This is a genomic window from Syntrophorhabdaceae bacterium (genome assembly GCA_028713955.1).
GTDB lineage: Bacteria > Desulfobacterota > Syntrophorhabdia > Syntrophorhabdales > Syntrophorhabdaceae > UBA5609.
Genome location: JAQTNJ010000005.1, coordinates 1 through 1,288, shown reverse-complemented (window position 1 = coordinate 1,288; position 1,288 = coordinate 1). Strand labels below are relative to the sequence as shown.

Genomic DNA, 1,288 nt, shown 5'->3' with positions numbered 1-1,288 from the left:
AAATATCTTTTTTTTAGAAAAAAATACTTGCCAGATATAGATTTTTTATTAATAATCATAGCAAATCACGCAGGAGGTGATACGGGGGCATGAAAAATATCGGCGTTCTTACAATAATCGGATTTGTTGTTGTCTTGGGTGGATTTCTTCTTTTAGCCCTTACGAAAGCCATGATGACCTTCATTGCAGGCATTGTCTTAATCTTTGTAGGACTTATCTTAATAATATTTTCCATGGAGAAGGGTAAGAAGGGGGGCAGAAAGAGGTAAAAAGAATCCATTGCCGTGCAATAATCGCATCACAAAAAGGGCTCGTCAGAGCCCCTTTTTTAGTCTGAAGATATACAGGCCAGAAAAGGCAGGCTAAGGTTAAGGCTAAGGTTAAATCAACTCTGATTCTCCTCAACCTCAACCTTAACCTGATTCTTCTCGCTTTGCGCAACGCCTGTATTTATGGCGCCGCAAAAAAAATCCTTCACATATCAACTATTGAGGCTATACTTATTACAGTAAACTGGGTGAATGGAGAGCATGGTATGACCAGGCAAAAAAAGGCTACCGTGATCCTTATCCTCGCCGGTATCTGCTTACCGTTGTTCCTGTTGTTCTTCGTATCAGACTATGACCCGCGAGCATCCCTTACCTGGAACCTCCATCACATGGAGATCGTTGTAAGGGATCAATACTGGACCCGTCCCTCTGACCTTGATGAAACCATTGACCACGTGTATCTTGCCGTCAGAAGGGAGAGGGCGTATCTCAGATTTGGCGGACTGATACTAAAGCCGAAGATGGCAATCCGTTATAAATACGTTGTTCTTTTTGGTATTGTTTGCATTGTTATCGGAACCGGTCTTATACCTACTGCGCGCTACGACGGGGAACACGGGAATACCATTCATCACCATCACGGAACAAAGGCATAATGAAGAGGACCTTCCGCGGCATCAACCGGAATATAGTCGCTATCAGCCTTGTCAGTTTTTTCAACGATATCTCTTCGGAGATGGTCTACCCGGTAATCCCGATCTTTCTCGTCGCTGTCCTTAACGCGCCCGTGACCATCGTAGGCCTCATCGAGGGCATCGCCGAATCTACCGCCAACCTCCTTCGCATCTTTTCCGGCTACTTTTCCGACCGGTCCGGGAAAAGAAAACCCTTTATGACGGGAGGGTATATGCTGTCGGCCTTGTCGAAGCTCATCATCGCTTCGGCATCCGGCTGGACCTCAGTTATGGGTGGAAGATTTCTCGACCGTTTCGGAAAGGGTGTCAGGACCTCCGCGCGCG

3 protein-coding genes are annotated in these 1,288 nt (G+C 46.2%); all 3 read left to right on the top strand.

Going from position 1 to position 1,288, the window contains the following annotated elements; translation table 11 throughout:
* Nucleotides 1-89 precede the first annotated feature (89 nt).
* Nucleotides 90-269: a hypothetical protein gene (locus tag PHU49_00960; protein ID MDD5242559.1), complete on the top strand. Its 180-nt coding sequence runs from the start codon at nucleotides 90-92 to the stop codon at nucleotides 267-269.
* A 266-nt stretch (nucleotides 270-535) separates the two neighbouring features.
* A complete protein-coding gene (locus PHU49_00955) occupies nucleotides 536-925 on the top strand; it encodes a hypothetical protein (GenBank protein MDD5242558.1) in 390 nt (129 codons plus the stop codon).
* Nucleotides 925-1,288 (top strand): MFS transporter (locus PHU49_00950; GenBank protein MDD5242557.1); only part of this gene is annotated, 364 nt, incomplete at its 3' end. The genes PHU49_00955 and PHU49_00950, both read left to right, overlap by 1 nt.

Coding starts and splice junctions, on each gene's coding strand:
- PHU49_00960 (MDD5242559.1), top strand. CDS start 90: ATGAAAAATATCGGCGTTCTTACAATAATCGGATTTGTTGTTGTCTTG.
- PHU49_00955 (MDD5242558.1), top strand. CDS start 536: ATGACCAGGCAAAAAAAGGCTACCGTGATCCTTATCCTCGCCGGTATC.